We start from the raw sequence: 18,708 nt of genomic DNA, 5'->3' as shown, positions 1-18,708 counted from the left end.
GCTGGAATCGTCGATGCGATGCAGCAAAAGCTCAGAGCATTGGCCATAAGCTTCATTCCGACTCTACATGCGGCCTAACGGTTCGATTCATCCCTGGCCATAACGGCATTTCGACCTGTAAAAATCAGGTCTTCTTTGGGTTGTGCAAAAAAACGCAGGATCACATCAGAACGTAAGAAGACTTAAAAGCCCGGCTCCAAAAACGCATTGAAACAGGCATTCCGTAGTGCGATGGCGGGTTATCCACAGGCCTGAGTTATCCACATTCCGATTTCATGTTTAAATTCATGGTCTAACCCCTTTCAAGCTGCCTAAGTGCTGAGAAGATCCGGCGGTGTGCCGGATCCGCTGGATTACAGCTTGCCGATATTGGCGACAATCGCAGCCGTAAATTCGGTGGTGGAAGCCGTCCCTTTCAGATCGCGAGTCTTTACGCCTTCTTCCATCGTCTTGAATACGGCTTGTTCCATCAGCCTGCCCGCTGTTTTCAGCATCTCATCGTTGTGGCGCGCGCTCAGCCATTCCATCAGCATGACGGTGGACAGGATAATGCCTACCGGGTTGGCGACATTTTGACCCGCGATATCCGGTGCGGAGCCGTGCGCCGCTTGCGCCATGGCCAGCCTGTCGTTCGTATTGATGGATGGAGCCAATCCCAGGCTGCCGACCAGCTCGCCCGTTAGATCAGAGAGAATATCTCCGAACATGTTCTCTGTGACGATGACATCAAAGTCTTTCGCCCGGCGAACAAGGTGAGCCGTCATCGCATCGATATGATAGTCGTCCACCTGGACTTCCGGGTATTGCCTGGCCACCTCCAGGCAGACATTCTTGAACAGGCCGGTGCCCAGCTTGATCACATTCGCTTTATGCACGATCGTTACCTTTTTGCGGCGCTGCCTAGCCATTCGGAACGCTTCATGAGCGATCCTCTCCACCGCTTTGCGGGTGAAGACGCCGGCGGAAACGACGACATCCTCCGTGATCTGCCATTCGCCGGCCCCTACGTACATGTTGCGGTCGCAATAGAAGCCCTCGGTGTTTTCGCGGAAAATGACCAGATCGGTATCTTCCACCACGCCTTGTATACCAGCCATATTTTTGGCCGGACGAACATTCGCGTAGAGATCGAAGTAATGCCGGAGCTCGCCGCTCGGGTTGCGGCCCGCCTGATGCTGCTCAGGGTAAGCAGCTGAGTCGTGAGGTCCCATGATCCAGCCGTGCAGCTTCTCCAGTTCATCCTTGGTGTATTGCGGGATCGGGTCCCCGTACTCTTGTATGCCCACCCAGCCCATCGGCAAGGTTACGAATTCGATATTCGCACCTGCTTTTTGCGAGGCCGCTTTCAAAATGTCAACCGCCGATTGCGTAATCTCCGGACCGATCCCATCTCCGTACAGAGCGCCTAATTTGTAAGTCGTCATCTGCTCAATTCCTTTCTGTGTAAATAATTTTCATAAACCTACTATAGTCAAATTTAAATAATAAATAAAATATCTAATTTTTATTATTTATCATAGATTTTTTTTATTTCTATGATATTCGTTTAAAGAAGGATGAAGAACGGGAGAAGAGAATTAGCGGAGACCGCCAAGCATTGGATTATTTGGACAGTATGCTTTCCAAGCTAAAAGCTTAGTGATATACCAAAAAGGCTTTCCACCAGAGATAACATTGGGGGAAAGCCTTTTTGTTTTGGTCAACTGTTCCGCTCAAGTCATTCAAAATCATATAGTCGAGCTGGATTATCAACCAATATTTTATGAAGTAAGTCTTGATTAGAAGCCTGCTTAACTAACAACTCTATCAAATCGGCGTCATTAGGCATCGGTTTTCCTGCAGAATATAAGCTGGGATGCGGCCAATCGCTTCCCCAAATGACATGTTCCGAAGCGATGTCAATAAAAGCTTTGGCTAAAGAAAGACTATCTGAGTAATCAGGCGGCCCTTCCAAGGAAAGATGATACACTCCGGAAAGCTTGACCCAGGCTTTGCCCTGCTGCAATAAGCTACGCATGATCTCGAATGCCGGATGCTTTATTCCGATAGATAGAGGAATCCCGCCGAAATGATCAAAAACGATTGGACATGCAAGGTTTTTCAGTAATTCGCTCATCTCAACCGTATCATCAGCCTTCATCCAAAATTGAATGTGCCAACCCAAATCGGCTATCCTTTCAGCTAGAGACTGTATTAGCGCAAAATTTTTGGGTGCTCCTGTGCTGATATTGAACCGGATTCCTCTTACACCGATGTCGTGCATATAGGAAAGCTCTGCTTTCGTTACAGTTTGCTCAACGACAACTACCGCCCGCGAATGGGGACCCATCTGCTGCAGGGCGTCTAAAGTGCAGCGGTTATCGGTTCCATAGGCGGACGGAGTGACAATTACATTTCGAGTCGTGCCCAGCCGGGTTTGGAGCTTTCGGTAATCTTGTACCGTGGCCGGAGGCTGTCCGCGTCGGTCCTCTGGATGATATGGAAACCGTAATGGATCATATATATGATGGTGGCAATCGCATGCGTTGCCGGGTATCGTTATTGCTGGGATATGACTCCCCGCAGAATGCGGCACAAGGCAGCCGCTTCCACTTTCCTGCACTTTATTTTGCTCGTTCATTTGGTTCCTCCACTCATTATCCGGATAAAGACTTTCCCAGTACATTTTGCAAGGATACTGCAATAAATACACTTGCAAGACCGGTTAACAACTGAGAAGCAAACAAAGACCATAAGTAAGGAAACAGCCAAGGTAAAAGCATTCCCATTCCTAGTGAGGACATTCCGAATAAACCCGGAAGCTTGTCTCCAATGGCATCCGCAATCTTTCCGGCGCGTATAGCCAGAAAAAGCGGCAGCACCGCATAACATGCGGTTAAAACACCCACAGTAAAAGGAGCCGCTCCTATAAAGGAAGCGTACAGCGACATGGCCGGTCTGGACATATTTAATATGATTTGAAAACGAAATCCTAAAATCAAGACATATTTGAACATGGCAATCCTCTGGTAGTTTCAGCTTTTTATACTATATTTTAATATTTTAGTGCTTCATCAATAAACAAACATTTTTTTATCCATTCTCATAAATTTTTTCTATGGTATTTCATTTTGCTGCTTTCTTCTCTGCTATTTCTAATCAGCATGCATACAAAAAAGGCTCACTCCAACTTTAACAAGTGGAATAAGCCATATACACGTGCGCAAAACCATAACTGCGGAGGAAAATTGACTCTGCCGATAAATCAATTCCCACCCTTTTCCCCTTATTGAAATAAAGCCGTCTTTGCCGGTAGCCCGGGCAAAGACGGTCTTTGCTTGCTTACCGGCACGCCGATCGCTTTATAAGCAAGGCGGGCACATTCCTTCGAACTTTTTGAAGTTGGCAACGAATCGCCTCGCAAGACCGCGGGCCGCCTCCTCGTAAGCTGCGGAATCTGACCACGCCGCTTGCGGATTCAAAATATTTTTCGGCACGCCAGGCAATTCGACGGGATGTGCCAGCTTGAAGATCGGATCGACGGCAAGCGGGGCCCGTTCGATCGCTCCGTCCAATGCGGCCGTAATCATCGCCCGCGTATAACGCAAAGAGATTCGTTCCCCGACTCCGTACGGTCCGCCCGTCCAGCCCGTATTGACGAGGTATACCCGCGTTTCATGGCGGTTGATTTTGTCGCCTAGCATATTGGCGTACACGCTCGGGTGCAACGGCAGGAACGGCGCCCCGAAGCAAGCCGAAAACGTCGCTTCCGGATGGGTGACGCCGCGCTCTGTCCCGGCAAGCTTGGACGTATAACCGGACAGGAAGTAGTACATCGCCTGTTCCTTTGTCAGTTTCGAGATCGGCGGCAGCACGCCAAACGCGTCGGCCGTCAAAAAAATGATAGCGCTCGGATGGCCCGCCATGCCGGGAATGACAGCGTCCGGGATGTAGTCGATCGGGTATGCGGCTCTCGTATTTTCCGTCAGCGTCGCAGCAGCGAAATCCGGCGTGCCGCTCGCTTCGTCCACAACGACGTTTTCCAGTACGGCGCCGAAGCGAATCGCCTCCCAAATTTGCGGCTCCATTTCGCGGGATAAGCCGATGCATTTCGCATAGCAGCCGCCTTCGAAATTAAACACCCCGCCCTCGAACCATCCGTGTTCGTCGTCGCCGATCAAGCGTCGGTTCGGGTCCGCCGACAGCGTTGTTTTGCCTGTGCCGGATAAGCCGAAAAACAGCGCCACATCTCCGCGTTCGCCAACGTTGGCGGAGCAGTGCATCGGCAGCGTCCCTTGCATCGGAAGCAAGTAATTGAGCACGCTGAAAATGGACTTTTTCATCTCGCCAGCGTAGTGCGTGCCGCCGATGAGAACGACTTTCTTTTCGAACGAAATAACGATAAACGTCTCCGACCGGGTTCCGTCCTGCTGCGGGTCTGCTCGCAGCTCCGGGAGCGCGATGACGGTAAACTGCGGGCTGAACTGCTCCAGCTCATGCGCTTCCGGGCGAATAAACAGTTGGCGGGCGAATAAATTTTGCCACGCATACTCGTTGATGACCCGAATCGGCAAGCGATAGTTCGGGTCCGCCCCCGCGAATCCGTCGAACACGAACAATTCTTTCGACTGCATATATTCGAGGGCACGCTGATAGAGCCGCTCGAACTGCGCTTGTTCGATCGGTTGGTTAACGCTGCCCCAGTCGATCCTCTCCGCACTCCCGCCATCGGCCACGATAAATTTGTCTTGCGGAGAGCGCCCCGTGTATACTCCCGTCACGACGGACAACGCTCCCGAAGAGGCCAACGGCGCTTCGTTGCGGCGAATCGCCTCTTCGACCAGCCGCGCGACGGAAAGATTGCGATGGATCTTCGCGGCGTCGGAGTTTTCGATATACTTCAGCGCATCTTCGCGCTCAAAGGTTGTTTTCATGATCATCGTCCCTTTCTTTCGGGGTGATCCCGTTCTCCCGGCGTGAACTCCGTATGTCTCAATCGCTGCTTTCGATATCCTTTTTTCGGGTCCTCGTTCTAAGCAAACCTGGAAACAGGCTCGTAATTTTTCTTTAAATAAACGTATCCTTCCATGATCATTCTGGCAGTGCGAACCACTTTAATGGCGCCGATATGTCCGGCGATCAAATCCACTTTCGTTTCCATAATGCCGGCCGGATGCCCGAGCCGCAACACTTCGCTTTGGACATGAACGATGTCCCTGAGAATCGATTCTTTCAAAAACGCGCTCGCCGTGAGGCAAATCGCCCCGGTAATCGCCAGCGCCTGATGCGGCTTCTGCATGGACATCATGCGCACCAAACAATCCATATCGGACGCTTTCCGTTCGATCCCCGTCGCATCGATATAATCCGCCGGAGGCGCGACGATTGTCATTTTCGGTACAGCCGGAGAAAGCTTCGTCGCTTCTTCTCTGGGGGCAAACCCGCACAGCTCGGCGGCAATCGAGCGGATTTCCTCGAGAAGGGCCAACGTTTCCGGCTTATATTCATGCGGCAGTTCCTTGCCGGTGAGGCCGACATCGCGCGCGTCAATAAAAACAAGCGGGTTCGCATAATCGACGATGGAGATGTTCTTCGGCCCGTCTGACGTCCATATGGTGTCGATCGCATTCCCGGTCGGGAACAGTTTTCCGGTTACTGCTCCTTCCGACTGCGCGAACGACAGATAGATCGGGGAACCGGTTCCTGGAACTCCGGGGATCGAGCAGGCACCTTCGGTTTTGACCCTGCCGTTTGCCACTTCGACTTCAGCGACGATCATTTTTTGAGTGTTCGTGTTAAAAATTTTAACCTTCGTTACCGGCTCGACCGCGGGCACGAGGCCTTTTTCGATCGCATATGGACCTACAGCCGCAGACATATTGCCGCAGTTGCCTTTAAAATCGACAAGTCGATTTTCGATGCTGACTTGAGCAAACGTATATTCCACATCGACGCCTTCAATGTCGGACTTTCTCACGATCGCCGCTTTGCTCGTCAGCGGATTCGCTCCGCCGAGGCCGTCGATCTGTCTCCGATCCGGACTCCCCATAATGTCCAATAAATAATCTTCCCAAACACGGCGATCTTGCGGCATATCCTCGTAACGCAGGAAGACGCCTTTACTTGTTCCTCCGCGCATGACAACAACCGGCACCTTCATTTCGCTAACCACCTTATAAAATGATTTTGGGAAGCGGCCGCTTCTTTTGAGGATTATCTTATGATACGATTAGTCATAAGTGAAATAGATGTTTTTCAAAAAAAACAAAAAAAAAACTTATATTGTACGAATAGGAGGATTCCTCGATGGACGAAAGAGATTGGCACGCGCTGCGAATTTTGTACGAAGAGAAAAATATGAGCCGGGCCGCCGAGCGTTTATACATTTCGCAGCCTGCGCTGACGTATCGGCTCAAAAATTTGGAGAAGGAGTTCGGCATTAGCCTGATCTTTAAAGTCAAAGGAGGCATCGAATTTACGGCCGAAGGGATTCATTTGGTGCATTACGCGGATGAAATGATCAAAAAATTGCAGATCACCAAAGACTACATGCTAAATATGCGCGAAGAAATTCGGGGGACGCTGCGTATCGGAGTATCGAGCAATTTCGCGCAATATAAATTGCCCAAAATTTTAAAGCAGTTTTCGCTTCTCTATCCGAACGTTCAATTCAACGTCAACACCGGTTGGAGCACGGACATTATGAACCTGCTCAACTCCTCTAGCGTCCATTTGGGCATTTTGCGCGGCAATTACGAATGGTACGGGGAGAAAACATTGCTGCATCGAGAGCGGCTTTGTTTGATTTCCAAGACAGAAATCAACATGGAGCGTCTGCCCGAAATTCCATTCATTAACTATAAAACGGACAGCTCGTTAAAAGCGCTCATCAACGGATGGTGGCACGACCGCTTCTCCGATCCGCCGAACGTCATTATGGAGACCGACCGGCAAGAAACATGCAAAGAAATGGTAAAACATGACCTGGGCATCGCCATCGTGCCGCAAATTTGCCTGCAGCCGACCGACGATTTATACACGTACGAGCTATTTTACCGGAATGACGAGCCGGTATTCCGAAATACGTGGCTCATGTACGATCAGGACTATTTGAAGCTGACTACCGTAAAGTCGTTTTTGGAATTTTTGCGCCAGCTTACGGTTTGAGCGAATGCCCGCTTGAGAACGCCGCATCGCCGCATCGCTGTCATTAAATTTTTTTTGGCTATTCGCCAGAAAATTTATATTTTACTTATTTATCACACTGTCATATCGTTAATGACAAGCAACAGATTTGATGGCGCTTCATGAGAACGAAGCAGCGATGCGAGACTCGTTTCAAGTTTCATGAAAGCGGATTCTCAAAGGAGGAATTGCGATGCTTACCTTTCTGGGCATTTCGATGGTCATCGTATTCACTTATCTCATCATGGCAAAGAAATTATCTCCCGTGACCGCGCTCGTTGTTGTCCCGATCGTATTTGCCGTATGCGGCGGATTCGGTTTGGAACTTGGCGATATGATGCTCGACGGCATCAAACAAGTAGCGCCGTCCGCAGTATTGCTGCTGTTCGCCATTTTGTTTTTCGGCATTTTGATTGATGCCGGTTTATTCGATCCGTTAATCAATAAAATCATGAAATTCGTCAAGGGAGACCCGGTAAAAATCGCAATTGGCACCGCAATCATCGCCATGACCGTCGCTCTGGACGGAGACGGAACGACGACGCATATGATTACGATCTCCGCGATGTTAGCGCTTTATCTTCGCATCAACATGAATCCACTCGTATTGGCGACCATTTCCATGCTGTCCGTCAGCATTATGAGCGGCATGACCCCTTGGGGCGGCCCGGCGACGCGGGCCATCGCTTCTTTGGGCCTCGATGCCAACGAATTTTTTCTGCCGATTTTGCCGACGATGCTCTCAGGTATGGTCAGCATTCTATTTATCTCGTACGTTCTTGGGAAAAAAGAGCGGGAAAAAATCGGCATCATTCCGGTGAGAGAAGTTTCTCACAACGAGCTGCAGCTCAGCGAAGCAGCCGCGTCGGTTCATGCGCTCAAGGACCATTTGAAGCGCCCGCACTTGAGATGGGTGAACTTCCTGTTGGCTATGGCCGTCATGGTCATGTTGGTCACGGGATTTATTCCGGCCTCGGTGCTGTTTCTCATCGGTTTTGTCATTGCTGTCATGATCAATTATCCGAATTTGGAGCAGCAAAAAGAACGCATATTATCCCATGCAGGCAATGCGCTGACCGTCGTCCTGCTGGTGTTTGCGGCCGGCATCTTCTCGGGGATTTTCTCGGGAACGAAAATGGTGGGCGCCATCTCCAATGCGTTAGTCGCGATCATACCGGAATCCGTCGGCACATTGTTTCCGCTTGTCGTCGCGATCACCAGCATGCCGTTTACGTTTGTGCTGTCCAATGACGCCTACTATTTCGGGGTATTGCCGATTTTAGCCGAGGCCGGCGGGGCATACGGGGCTAACCCGTTGGAAATCGCAAGAGCGTCTGTGCTCGGCCAGCCGGTGCATTTTTTAAGCCCGCTCGTGGCGTCGACCTTGTTGTTAGTCGGGATGGTCAAAACCGATATAGGCGAATTCCAGCGGTACGCCTTTAAATGGACGCTGCTCTGTTCCATCGTCATTATAGCGGTAGCGTTTCTAACCGGCGCGATCAGATGACGGTAACGGGGGGAGCGCAGGCAATGCGGCTTTTCGCTTCCTCGCAGCGCATCAATTTCGCTTTTTCGCAGTCATCCAGTGATTCGGATGGCTCTTTTTTATTACACGCTATACTTTCACAATGACGCTTACGATCGCTTTCGCCAGTGTCATCACGGTATACAGCCGGGTATCGTTTAAAAATTGCGAGGCAGGCAGCGGATCGATGTAATTGACAACGCCGACGAAATGGCAGTCGCCTACCTGCGGCAAAATTTTTTCCAGCGCTTTTCCCGGCGTCAACGGTCCTTCTTTAAAGATAACATGTCCTACTTCTTCCTTTTCGCCAACGAGGGCATCGATGCCGATAATAAAGGGCTTCTTGTATTGCTTCCTGATCTCTTTCAGCGTTCCCTTTAAATTGAAAGCATGAATCGGCTCGGCCAACGTGCCGTAAACGGGAAACGAAAACCCGCTTTCTGCCAGCATCGTGCCGACTAGCGGCCCCAAAGAGTCACCGACATACCGATCCGATCCGATGCATAAAAAAACGGGCGTCCTCTCGCTTAGTATCGCGTCCCCCACGATTTCCTTAAGCTTTTCAGCTACGATGCCCCTGATCGCCAAATCTTCCGTTTTGCCATTCGCGTCCCAATGCCAGCTGCCGGGTTCTTGAGACCAACTCCCATTGTTTTGACCGATGTCGTCCATATGAATCACCTTGAATGTTTTTAATCATCATAAGTTATTATACCTTAGGAAACAATCGTTTGGCTCGAGCATTGAGGCAGTTTCTCGACCATTTCCCCTGGGTGGACTTGCCTATCATACCGCTCCCGCTTTGATGATAGTGATTTTTCGTCCCCGATAAAATTCCTGTAAATATGCCCGCCCCAAGCGCTGGGCTGACTACAGGTATAGCACTGCTCCATACTCCTTGGCTCTAACCCCTTTCAAGCGGCTACACGCGGGAAGCTCCGGCGTTGCGCCGGGTCCCGCTGGATTACAGCTTTAACGGAGAATGTTGCATTTCGTGCAACAATTTGGGCGAGATAGACTTCAAACCCGGGAACATCGCCCGAAATATTGCACAAAGTGCAACATTGAGCCGCAAATAGGGGTTATCCCCCCATTTTTGTTGTACCAAATACAACATTTGCGGACTCTCCTCAAAAATGTGGCGATAATCCACAGGCCAAAATTTCAGGTATCGAAGGCGACGGCCGATAACGAAACGCTGGGCTTGCCATCGGCGTCTATTTTCGCAACGACTGTCTCCGCATCGCACACAAAATCGCCCGCTCATACCATTTCCACGGCAGCAGCCGAGACAGACAAATGGCCGCGAACGAGCCTTTGCCCATCACATAGCGAAGCCTTGGAGAGGAGGAACGCACAATGCGGGCAACGGCCTCGGCCACTTCCCGGGGATGCGGGGCTGTCTCCGCCGTGCGCCGCGAATAGCGCAGCACCGCTTCGGTCGGCTGGCGATAAGGCGAATCGTCCTTCAGGCGGATCGACCCCAAGCCTTTGTCCCAGATGGCGGTTTTGTAGGCTCCCGGCTCGACCAGCACGGCGTGAATGCCGAGCGGCTTCAGCTCCAGCCGCAGCGACTCGGTAAATCCCTCCACGGCAAATTTGGACGACGCGTAAGCCGCGTAGCCCGGAAACGCCATCCTGCCGCTCACGCTGCTCATATTGACAATCGTTCCCCGGCGCCGTTCGCGCATGACGGGCAGCACCGCCTTGGTCATCGCAACTGTGCCGAAGAAGTTCGTCTCCATTTGCCGGTACCAATCCTCCAGCGGAACGTCCTCGATAAATCCGCCTACTGCAAAGCCCGCATTGTTGACCAGCGCATCGATTCGCCCGTACCGCGCGGCAATATCGCGAACGGTCCGCTCGACAGCCCGGCGATCTGTCACATCGAGCGGCATGCAGTCGATGCTCGGCCATACGCCCGCCTGCCGGGCTTCGTGCTCCAGCTCCCCGCTTCTTTGCACATTGCGCATCGTCGCGATCACCCGCCAGCCTTCCCTGGCCAGCGCGAGGCAAATATGCAGTCCGAAGCCGCTGGATGCCCCCGTCACGAGCGCCACCGGCGAATCGCCGGACGCTGCCGCCCTTCTGTCCATAATTTCTCCCTCCGTCTCATTCACCTTACAGTTTGAATTTCCGCATCAAAGGCACGCCCACCCGGTTGGCCAATCCGGCCAGCAGCAGCCAGCATCCGCGACGCCATGGCGGCAAATGGCGGGTATAGGCAGCCGTATATTCAAAATGTCCGACAGCGCCGCGATTCCGCTTGAATTCCGCCGCCCCCGAGCTTTCGTTCAGCTTCATCCCGAGCCGCTGCGCCTCGCGGACCAACACGGCGGACAGCATGCGGTACAGCCCGGTTTCCCGGGGAAGCGACGTATCGTACCCGAACACCGGCGTCGTCATAATCCCGTTGCGGCGAAAATAACCGAGCACCGCGTCAAGCCGCCCGTCCTTGCGCAGAGCGATCAGGCAGAGTGTCCGTTCCCGAAGCGCCAGCGCGAAAAACCTTTCGTTGAACTGCGGGTTGTAGCGGGAATATTTGTCCAAATAAAGCGCCCGGTACAACGCCGTGATGCGCGGAATATCCGCCGCCGTCAGCTCCTCGTGCCTGACGATGTCGTATCCTTGCGATGCGAGCAGCCGCTCGTCCCGCTTGATCAGCCAGCGGGCTTTGGCGTTTTGTGCGCCGGCCTCCCCCGCATCCAGCAAATACACTTGGCGGCTCGCCGCCAGACGATAGCCGCAATCGCCCAGCGCCCGGCACAAGTCCGGGTGATCGTGCGGATTGAGCGAGCGGAACCATATCGCGTGCTGCGGAAAGCGCTCGGCAAGGAAGGCGGTGATCCGCCTCACCTGTTCCCGCTTCAGCTCCGGGTACAGATTGGTCGACAGCATCCAGTTGTTGACGATAACGGCGCGATTGATCCGCCCCATCCTTAGCAGGCTGCCGATCCCTTGCAGGAGGACGGCCAGCCCCCGCTCCAGGCGCGGGCTCCGCAGCTCCTTCAGCTCTTCGGCGGCGTAGGAAACATAGTGGGTATAAGGAGAAACGACGTAGGAATTATCGTATTCCCCGTCGTTCACCGTAACGGGCAGCATGAGATCGTCGATGGCGAGCGCCATCACCCGGGTGCGCACATTGTCGATGAACCGCTTCGTCCCTTCTCGCATGAACGGCAGCAGCCAGGCGCGGGCATAGCGCCCTTCCTCCGTATCGGGCCAAGGGATGCGTTCCGCGTCCGCTCCGTCATATAATCGAATATTCGCGTTCATAGCTGAAATTTCCTTTCGATGCGGCGCAATTTCCGCGCGCCTGGCCGCCGCTGCGCCGCATCCCATTCGGCAAAGCGCACCTCCGGCGGCAAGCACGACATGCCTGCGCACAGCTTTGCAAGCTTGCGCCGCACTTGCCCGCAGCAAGCTTCCCGCTGCGACTCCGGCAGCTTCAGCGCGACAGCGACGAGCTGCGGAGAATGCTGGACCGCCGCATACTCTTCGATGTCCGCGGATGCGGCCAGGATCGCCCTGCGGATGAAGTCGGGGAAGACTGGCCGCAGACCGCCGCCCTCCGCAGAAGGAAAATAAAACATATCGTCGCAGCGCCCCTCGATGCAATCCAGCGCCGTCATCGGCGAGCCGCACGGGCACGGTTCGCTTCGCTCGGTCAGAATATCGTCCAGCCGGTAGCGGATGATCGGCTGCGTCGTGCGGCGGAAATCGGTAATGATCGGCACGAATTTGCGCTCGCTCTCATCGAGCCATTCCTTCTCGACGACGACCAGGTCCTCGTTCAGGTGCAGCGTGCCGTATCGGCATGTTGCGCCGAGGAAGCCCTCCGTGCATTGGTAAACTTGATGCACCGGCTGTCCGAAGCCGCGGGCAATGTACCGTTCGTCCAGCGGGTCCAGCGCCTCCGCCACCGAGATCACCTTGCCTGGCCGAATGCGCAGCTCGCCCTGCAGAGCGGCTTCGGCCAGCATGCGCAGCATCGAAGGCGGCGCCGCCAGCAGCGTCGGCCGGTATTCATTCAACCTGTCCAGGTGCCGCTCGAGCGGGTCGAGCAGGTCGAAGTAAGCGAATCGGATCGCCCCGCGGTCCACGCTGCTGTACAAATTGCTGTTCGCCCGCAAAAAGAAAGCGATGCGCTGGCGGCTCAGCAGCGAGCCGGGCAGCGCCTTCGCCAGCATCGTGCCGGCCCACGCCATCCGCTCGCCGGGGCTTGCAAGGAACAGCCCGCGATGCCCCGATGTGCCGGACGACAGGCCGACGGTGATGCCGCCAAGCGTCGGGCTGAAATCGCGGCTTTCCTCCGCCGCGAACGCCGTCGCGAAAGCCTGCTCCTTGCGGATGCCGGCTGTATTGAGCGCATCGAAGCCGGCCATCATCGTGCGCTTGTCGATGACCGGGAACTCCCGCCATCGTTCCGCGGACAGCCCCCCGGCCAATTCCCGGTAAAACGCCGACTTCGGCAAAATGCGCCGCAAATGCCGCCGCACCTGCCGTTCCTGCCATTGCAGCAGCTCTTCCCTGCTCCGCCAATTTCGTCCATATTTGGTGAGCAGGTAATGCCTGCCTACCGTAAGCCATTCATTCATTGTGCGGCACCGCCTTTCGTGAAATGACGGACATGCTTCAAGATTGACGCCTATGCGACCGCGTCCTCTCGTCATCGGCCGTCACCTGCGGTATTGAATCTTCAGCGCCGGGATACCGCTGAAGGTTCAAGCTCGACGCCTATGACGAGCTATTCCTTTCGTCCTGCCGTCGTCTTCGGTGTGGAATATTGAATGTCATTGCGCCGATTCCCGCCATTCGCCGCAGTGCGTCGGAACGATGCGGATGTGCGGGGACCTTGCGTGCAGCTCGTGCAGCCGCTGCAGGTTATGCAGGTACAGCCGCCAATCGCTCTTGATCAGCCCCGCCAGCGGATGCGGCGCCGCGTACTCCCGGTAAGCCCGGCTCGACCAGGCTGCATCGGCGCACAGCAAGTATTCCTGGCCCGCGGATGTGAAATAGATGCCGATCTGCCCCGGCGCATGCCCGGACAAGTCGATGGCGATGACGCTCCCATCGCCGAACAGGTCATAGCCGTGCTCGAACGGCAGCAGGCAGTCAGGCAGCGCTATCCGCTGCTTTGCCTCGTCGATCGGCCGCGAGCGCCGGTCGAAATCGGCCGGCAGCAGACCGGGCAGAAATCCCGCCATGACCATCGCCATAGCGGATTGTCTGATGCGAAGAGACTCGTAAGCCTCGTTCAAATACACGAATTGCGCCTGCGGAAAATCCATGACGCCGCCGATATGATCGGCATGAAAATGGGAGAGAATGATCGTCCGCACATCATCCGGGTCAATGCCGGCCTCCCTCAGCTGGCGCGCGGCGCTGTCCTCCTCGCGGAAATAGACCGGCGTCGTCCACCGGTACAGACGGCCGGGAAACCGCTCCGTCTGCTCGAAAAACCGCCGCGAATAGCCGGTATCGAACAGGATCGGCCCGAGGTCCGGGTGCTCCAGGCAGGCGAACATCGCCGGAAAGCGGATCGTCCGCCGCGCCCCGCCCCGAATCGTCAGGCACTCCCGGTGCGTGCAATATCCCGCGGCAAACAGCGTCAGCTTAACCGGCGTGCGGCCTGCTCCATGACATCGGGTCACTGGCGGTCCGGGAAGCCTCGAAGCATCCGTCCGCCCCTGGGGCCGGCCCTCCGAAGGCACGGTCTCGGGACGCCCGCCGCTCGCCAGCTCCGCATCACGCGGGTCAAGCGAAGCATTCTTTCCCCGATCCACTTCCCGCAGGTCGTGTGGAGCACTCTTCGCCAGATCGGCTTCCCGCAGGTCAGGCGGAGCGCTCTTGGCCTGCTCCGCTTCCCGCAGGTCGGGCGAAGCGCTCTTGGCCTGCTCCGCTTCCCGCTCCCTGCACCTCTCGTTCCCCGCTTCGTTCGAACTCACCTTCATCCCTCCTCATCACATAATGCATGCGACGCAGCTCACTTACGACCTTCGAGCTCCCGTTGATTCGGACAACCGGAGGCGGCGGTCCCTCACACCGCCGCCCGGATGGGACGGCAACGGAAACCGCTCCGCGCTTGCCCGCCGCGCCCCGCTTTTTCTCCCTCGTCCACGCGAAGCCACGCTATCCCCGCTCCCGCCCTTCCTTCTTCCACCATTGGGCGAATGCAGCAATCCCTTCCTCGATGCCGATGCGCGGCGTATAGCCTAGCACCTCCCGCGCCGCGGAGATGTCGAGCGTCTGGCTTTTGCCGAGCACGCCGACCGTGTAGCGGGTGAGCAGCGGCTCCTTGCCTCGCCCGAGCAGCCGCGCATGCAGTTCCATCCCGGCGGCCACGCAGTAAGCGGCGGCGAACGGCACCCGCTTCGGGCGCAGCGGCTGACCCAGCTGCGCGAACAGTTGCTGCAGCAGCTCGATCAGCAGCACCGGCTCGCCGTTGGTGATGTTGAACTTGCGCCCGAGCGCCCGCTCCGGGGCATCCTTGCACAGCAGCAGCGCATCGACGACATTGTCGACGTACGTGACGTCCAGGCGAGCAAGCCCTCCGCCGATCAACGGCACCCGGCCGAGCCGGTTCGCTTCGATCAGCCGCGGCAGGATCGTTCGGTCCCCCGGTCCGAATATCGCTCGCGGCCGGATCGTGATCGCCGCCAAACCGAGATCGCTCGCCCGGTCGACCTCCCGCTCGGCCAGCAGCTTCGTCGCGGCATACGCGTTGGCCGATTTGCGCGGCAGCGGGTGCGTCTCCGCAATATCGCAGCGGTCCCGCCCATCGAAATAGATGCTCGGCGTGGAAACGTGAACGAAGCGCGACACGCCATGCCGCAGGCAGCCGTTCAGCAGATGGCGCGTGCCCAGGACGTTGCTGCCGTAAAAATCGGCATAGCGGCCCCACGGCGCGGACAGCGCGGCGCAGTGAAACACGATGTCCTGGCCCGCCGCCAGCTGCGCCGCGCTTTCCGCGTCCCGCAAATCCGCGCGCACGAAGCGGATTCCCGCCCGCGCCAGCCGCTCTCCCTCCCGCTCGCTGCGGCCTGTCGCCGTCACATCGTATCCTTCATGCAGCAGCCGGTATGCCAGCTTCTGGCCAAGGAACCCGGTGCTTCCCGTCACCAGCACGTTCATTCCCATGCTTCACCATTCCATTCGATATCGGATGTCATCGCTTCCGCGATAGAGCTGCGGCGCGACCGGCTGCGCCGCCAAAAATGCCACAGCAGCGCAAGCTGCGCCGCGGCGGGCAGCGGATCGTCCAGGCGGAAGACGACATCCCGCCCCCTTCGCAGCAGCGAAGCCCACTGCCTGAAGCGCGAGCGATGCTTGCCGCGGCTAACCGCTGCGGCCCGGCCTTCTGGAGCCGCACCGCTTCGCGGCGACAGGCCCGGCTGCTCCTTCGGCCGATCCGGTTGGCCGGCGCCGCTTCCCCCCGCTTCGCCGGGCTCCTCGCTGCTTCTCCCCGCTTCGCCGCACTCCCCGCCGCTTCGCCAGCCGTACGCCAGCATCGCCGCCGCGAGCAGCGAAGGGCGCCGCTCTGACGGCTGCACCACCTCGCCTTCGCCGAGCCCTTCCCCGAGGAAGGCCCGCTCCAGCCGGTCCGCCGGCCGAAACAGATGAACGCCGCTCGTCGCCCGCGGGTTGCATTCGATAGGGTACGCCTTCCCCTCTGCCGTGACGATAAAATCAAAGGCGATCTGCCCCGTAAACCGCACAGCCGCCGCGAATCGCCTCACCCACTCCAGCAGATCGGCCCGCTCCTCGTACTCGAAGCTGATGGACGCGCCGCGGCCCGCCGTGAACGCCCCGGCGTAGCAGGCATGGGCGACGACGGCGCCTTGCCGGGCAATGCTGTACGTACAGTACGGCCGCCCGGCGATATACTGCTGGCCGACCCACGGGAAGCTCGCGGAAATGCCGGGCAAGGGAGGACGCTCCCTCCCGCGGACGACGAGCGCCTTCGCCGCGAACCGAGAATACACGGGTTTGAGCACGACGGGCGAATCGGGCGAATCGGGCAAATCCGCTCCGCGTTCGGACAAGAAGCGGTCGGCTTCGGCCTGCGAAGCAAGCAGCCGCGTTTCGGGGACGCAGAACCCGAGCTTCTCCGCCAGCGCGATCAACTCCCGCTTGTTGTGCAGCACGGCCAGCTTGTCGAGATCGTCCGCAAACACATGGCAGCGCGGCGATAACCGCTCCTTGCCCCAGGCGATATAAAATATTTCCTCGCACGTCGGAACGAGCAGATCGACCTGCTCCGCTGCAACCACCTCCGCCAGGAAATCGATATACCGGCGCGGATCGCGGCGCGGCTTTGGGCACACATAACTGCGGTCGACGGAGCGCGACGCCGAACAGAGCGAGACAGGCACGCTGTCCGCGGCGACGACCCGGTGGCCCCAAGCCGCGAACAGCCGGGCCAGCTCGAGAGCGGCCGGCGCCCGGCCCCCTGTGATCAGAATCGTGCGCCGTCCGGTTCCCGCGGACTCAGTATTCAAGGACCATTCCTCCTATGGACAGGCCGGCCGACGTGCCGAGCAGCATCACGCGGTCCCCCCGCACGATGCGCCCTTGCCGGATCGCTTCGTGCAGCCCCATCGGGAGCGAAGCCGCGATCGTGTTGCCGTGCTCCGGCGTAATGTACATCAGCTGCTCATCGGCAATGCCGAGCTTGCGGCGCATGAGCCGCATCGCCATCGCGCTGCCTTGATGCGGAACGACAAGGCGCAGGTCCGAAATGCGCATGCCAAACGGATTCAGCAGCCGCGAGACGAAGCCGGGCAGCAGCTTCGAAGCCATCCGATAAATCGCCGAACCGTCCATATCAAACAAATAGTCCGCGGCCGTCTCCTCCGTATGCCTGCTCGCATGCAGCCGCGTGCCGCCGCCGCGTATCTCCGACAAATGAGCTCCCCGGCTGTACGTTTCGATGACGGAGCCGATAATTTTCGCGCTGTCGCCAGCGCCCGCACGGCCGATCACCACCGCCGCCGCGCCGTCTCCGAACAGCGCCGCGCTCTCCTTCTGCTCCCAGTTCAGTCCGGCGGAAGCAATCTCCGTCGATACGAGCAGTACGCGCCGGTAGCGCCCCGCATGAACGAGATAGGAGAGCAGGTCGAGCCCTACGAGAAAGCTTAGACACGTGCAGTTGACATCGAAGGCGGGAACGCCCGATTCCCCCTGCTTCATCGCCTCTTGAATGAGCGCCGCCGTCGACGGAATCGGCTGCTCCATCGTTCCGCTCGTGCAGACGAGACAGTCGATGTCGGCGAACGTCAGCCCCGCGTCGCGCAGGGCAGCCTCCGCCGCCAGCGCCCCCATCTGCGAAGACGTCTCCTCCGCCGCGAAGTGGCGGACGCGCACATCCGATTTGTGCAACGTCCACCCGGCAGGCACGCCGAGCATCCGATCTATTTCTTCCGAAGTAACTTGCCGCCGCGGCAAATATTTGCCGGTGCCAAGGATTTTTACATTTCTTATCTGCATCGTCATTCCCTCCGCTTCGTAGGCTGTCGGCCGCTGCAAGATGACGGAGATCGGATCATTGTAAGCAACTTTAATATATTCGTGATGCTGTACCGTTTCCCCTGCAAGCTGCGTTCAAGTCCTAGCACCTGGTCGTATTTCCATTGTATAATTTTGGCGCAAAAAAAATAGTACTATCTTTCGATAGTACCGCTTGCCGAAAAACCCCAGGACAAGCACTCCTGGGATTTTTCAAAAAAAATACCGGCTCAACATCAAAGTTAGTGCTTGACTTTATGTACCAAATCGTTCACGGTTACATTCGACCAGAAGTCCTTGTACGTAACGTTCCCGGTTCCGGGTGAAGTAATGTCGGCGTTGAAAGGCTTTCATTCGGTTGTTTCTTCCTTCAACCGCCGCATTGGTCCACCGACAGGAGTGATAATTGACGATCTCCGTTCGCCAGTTTCGCATCGTTTTGATGCAGGTGGCTACTGCCGGATGCTGAAAATGTTCCCCTTGTCCCAGCCAGCGGTCAAACCAGATGGCAG

16 protein-coding genes are annotated in these 18,708 nt (G+C 56.5%); 2 read left to right on the top strand and 14 right to left on the bottom strand.

Going from position 1 to position 18,708, the window contains the following annotated elements; translation table 11 throughout:
• Positions 1-353: 353 nt before the first annotated feature.
• The 5 genes from F591_RS0124485 to F591_RS0124470 form a co-directional block, all read right to left on the bottom strand.
• A complete protein-coding gene (locus tag F591_RS0124485; RefSeq protein WP_019537237.1) occupies positions 354-1,424 on the bottom strand; it encodes an isocitrate/isopropylmalate dehydrogenase family protein in 1,071 nt (356 codons plus the stop codon).
• A 293-nt stretch (positions 1,425-1,717) separates the two neighbouring features.
• Positions 1,718-2,620 carry an amidohydrolase family protein gene (locus tag F591_RS0124480; protein ID WP_026326874.1) on the bottom strand — a complete coding sequence of 301 codons (903 nt, stop codon included), beginning with the start codon at positions 2,618-2,620 and terminating at the stop codon, positions 1,718-1,720.
• Between the two features lie 16 nt (positions 2,621-2,636).
• Positions 2,637-2,996, bottom strand: a complete 360-nt coding sequence (locus tag F591_RS31775; protein WP_156829694.1) for an MFS transporter — start codon at positions 2,994-2,996, stop codon at positions 2,637-2,639.
• A gap of 345 nt (positions 2,997-3,341) precedes the next feature.
• Positions 3,342-4,913 carry a phosphoenolpyruvate carboxykinase (ATP) gene (gene pckA / locus F591_RS0124475; protein WP_019537235.1) on the bottom strand — a complete coding sequence of 524 codons (1,572 nt, stop codon included), beginning with the start codon at positions 4,911-4,913 and terminating at the stop codon, positions 3,342-3,344.
• A 98-nt stretch (positions 4,914-5,011) separates the two neighbouring features.
• Positions 5,012-6,139, bottom strand: coding sequence for a 2-methylaconitate cis-trans isomerase PrpF family protein (locus F591_RS0124470; RefSeq protein WP_019537234.1), 1,128 nt, complete (start codon positions 6,137-6,139; stop codon positions 5,012-5,014).
• Between the two features lie 146 nt (positions 6,140-6,285).
• Between F591_RS0124470 and F591_RS0124465 the strand changes: the two genes are divergently transcribed.
• Both F591_RS0124465 and F591_RS0124460 read left to right on the top strand, forming a co-directional pair.
• Positions 6,286-7,146, top strand: a complete 861-nt coding sequence (locus tag F591_RS0124465; RefSeq protein WP_019537233.1) for a LysR family transcriptional regulator — start codon at positions 6,286-6,288, stop codon at positions 7,144-7,146.
• A 211-nt stretch (positions 7,147-7,357) separates the two neighbouring features.
• Positions 7,358-8,671, top strand: a complete 1,314-nt coding sequence (locus F591_RS0124460; RefSeq protein ID WP_019537232.1) for a CitMHS family transporter — start codon at positions 7,358-7,360, stop codon at positions 8,669-8,671.
• 108 nt (positions 8,672-8,779) lie between these two features.
• On the opposite strand, the gene yyaC is transcribed toward F591_RS0124460, so the two are convergent.
• The 9 genes from yyaC to F591_RS30905 form a co-directional block, all read right to left on the bottom strand.
• Positions 8,780-9,361, bottom strand: coding sequence for a spore protease YyaC (gene yyaC / locus F591_RS0124455; RefSeq protein ID WP_019537231.1), 582 nt, complete (start codon positions 9,359-9,361; stop codon positions 8,780-8,782).
• Between the two features lie 545 nt (positions 9,362-9,906).
• Complete coding sequence (locus tag F591_RS0124445) at positions 9,907-10,785, bottom strand: SDR family oxidoreductase (RefSeq protein WP_019537229.1); 879 nt, start codon at positions 10,783-10,785, stop codon at positions 9,907-9,909.
• Between the two features lie 25 nt (positions 10,786-10,810).
• The gene (locus F591_RS0124440) at positions 10,811-11,965 is read right to left on the bottom strand and encodes a GNAT family N-acetyltransferase (protein WP_019537228.1); all 1,155 of its coding nucleotides are present in this window, start codon (positions 11,963-11,965) and stop codon (positions 10,811-10,813) included.
• On the bottom strand, positions 11,962-13,287 hold the full coding sequence (locus F591_RS0124435; protein ID WP_019537227.1) for a F390 synthetase-related protein: 1,326 nt from the start codon (positions 13,285-13,287) through the stop codon (positions 11,962-11,964). Before F591_RS0124435 ends, F591_RS0124440 begins: the two co-directional genes overlap by 4 nt.
• Before the next feature lie 195 nt (positions 13,288-13,482).
• Positions 13,483-14,637: an MBL fold metallo-hydrolase gene (locus tag F591_RS0124430; protein WP_342665608.1), complete on the bottom strand. Its 1,155-nt coding sequence runs from the start codon at positions 14,635-14,637 to the stop codon at positions 13,483-13,485.
• A 184-nt stretch (positions 14,638-14,821) separates the two neighbouring features.
• Positions 14,822-15,829 carry an NAD-dependent epimerase/dehydratase family protein gene (locus tag F591_RS0124425; RefSeq protein WP_019537225.1) on the bottom strand — a complete coding sequence of 336 codons (1,008 nt, stop codon included), beginning with the start codon at positions 15,827-15,829 and terminating at the stop codon, positions 14,822-14,824.
• Positions 15,820-17,190 carry an ATP-grasp domain-containing protein gene (locus tag F591_RS0124420; protein ID WP_019537224.1) on the bottom strand — a complete coding sequence of 457 codons (1,371 nt, stop codon included), beginning with the start codon at positions 17,188-17,190 and terminating at the stop codon, positions 15,820-15,822. Before F591_RS0124420 ends, F591_RS0124425 begins: the two co-directional genes overlap by 10 nt.
• Positions 17,180-18,178, bottom strand: a complete 999-nt coding sequence (locus F591_RS0124415; RefSeq protein WP_019537223.1) for a beta-ketoacyl-ACP synthase III — start codon at positions 18,176-18,178, stop codon at positions 17,180-17,182. The genes F591_RS0124420 and F591_RS0124415 overlap by 11 nt, the downstream gene beginning before the upstream one ends.
• 273 nt (positions 18,179-18,451) lie before the next feature.
• The coding region (locus F591_RS30905; RefSeq protein WP_211217633.1) for a transposase at positions 18,452-18,708 on the bottom strand (257 nt) is incomplete at its 5' end.

This window comes from Paenibacillus ginsengihumi DSM 21568 (genome assembly GCF_000380965.1).
Lineage (GTDB): Bacteria > Bacillota > Bacilli > Paenibacillales > NBRC-103111 > Paenibacillus_G > Paenibacillus_G ginsengihumi.
The sequence above is the reverse complement of the archived record's forward strand: the minus strand, read 5'-3'. Positions and strand labels throughout refer to the sequence as shown.

Coding starts and splice junctions, on each gene's coding strand:
- F591_RS31775 (WP_156829694.1), bottom strand. CDS start 2,996: ATGTTCAAATATGTCTTGATTTTAGGATTTCGTTTTCAAATCATATTA.
- F591_RS0124415 (WP_019537223.1), bottom strand. CDS start 18,178: ATGCAGATAAGAAATGTAAAAATCCTTGGCACCGGCAAATATTTGCCG.
- F591_RS0124425 (WP_019537225.1), bottom strand. CDS start 15,829: ATGGGAATGAACGTGCTGGTGACGGGAAGCACCGGGTTCCTTGGCCAG.
- F591_RS0124465 (WP_019537233.1), top strand. CDS start 6,286: ATGGACGAAAGAGATTGGCACGCGCTGCGAATTTTGTACGAAGAGAAA.
- F591_RS0124440 (WP_019537228.1), bottom strand. CDS start 11,965: ATGAACGCGAATATTCGATTATATGACGGAGCGGACGCGGAACGCATC.
- F591_RS0124480 (WP_026326874.1), bottom strand. CDS start 2,620: ATGAACGAGCAAAATAAAGTGCAGGAAAGTGGAAGCGGCTGCCTTGTG.
- F591_RS0124485 (WP_019537237.1), bottom strand. CDS start 1,424: ATGACGACTTACAAATTAGGCGCTCTGTACGGAGATGGGATCGGTCCG.
- F591_RS0124435 (WP_019537227.1), bottom strand. CDS start 13,287: ATGAATGAATGGCTTACGGTAGGCAGGCATTACCTGCTCACCAAATAT.
- yyaC (WP_019537231.1), bottom strand. CDS start 9,361: ATGGACGACATCGGTCAAAACAATGGGAGTTGGTCTCAAGAACCCGGC.
- F591_RS0124470 (WP_019537234.1), bottom strand. CDS start 6,139: ATGAAGGTGCCGGTTGTTGTCATGCGCGGAGGAACAAGTAAAGGCGTC.
- F591_RS0124460 (WP_019537232.1), top strand. CDS start 7,358: ATGCTTACCTTTCTGGGCATTTCGATGGTCATCGTATTCACTTATCTC.
- pckA (WP_019537235.1), bottom strand. CDS start 4,913: ATGAAAACAACCTTTGAGCGCGAAGATGCGCTGAAGTATATCGAAAAC.
- F591_RS0124445 (WP_019537229.1), bottom strand. CDS start 10,785: ATGGACAGAAGGGCGGCAGCGTCCGGCGATTCGCCGGTGGCGCTCGTG.